Source organism: Pauljensenia sp. UMB3104 (assembly GCF_030217285.1).
Classification (GTDB): domain Bacteria; phylum Actinomycetota; class Actinomycetes; order Actinomycetales; family Actinomycetaceae; genus Pauljensenia.
The window spans coordinates 1-311 of the sequence record NZ_JASONN010000172.1; the positions used below are offsets into that span (position 1 = coordinate 1).

General features: G+C 53.1%; 1 protein-coding gene. It reads right to left on the reverse strand.

The features are described 5' to 3' along the window. Positions 1-311 (reverse strand): SufD family Fe-S cluster assembly protein (locus QP415_RS11235; protein ID WP_285100117.1); only part of this gene is annotated, 311 nt, incomplete at both ends.

The window sequence follows — 311 nt, forward strand, 5'->3', positions numbered from 1 at the left end:
GTTCTGAATGGTCGTGTAACGAACGCGCGCGTTCTTCCGCACGAAAATTTCCACAATTGCGGAGTGCAGAGAATCAGATTTGTAGATCGGCGCCGTGCAGCCTTCTACGTAGTGCACGTAGGAGTCCTCATCGGCAATGATCAAGGTGCGCTCGAACTGGCCCATATTCTCGGTGTTAATACGGAAATAGGCCTGCAGGGGAATCTCTACATGTACGCCCTTCGGGACGTAGATGAAGGATCCACCAGACCACACCGCCGTGTTCAGGGCTGCAAACTTGTTATCGCCCGCTGGAATTGCCTTGCCGAAAT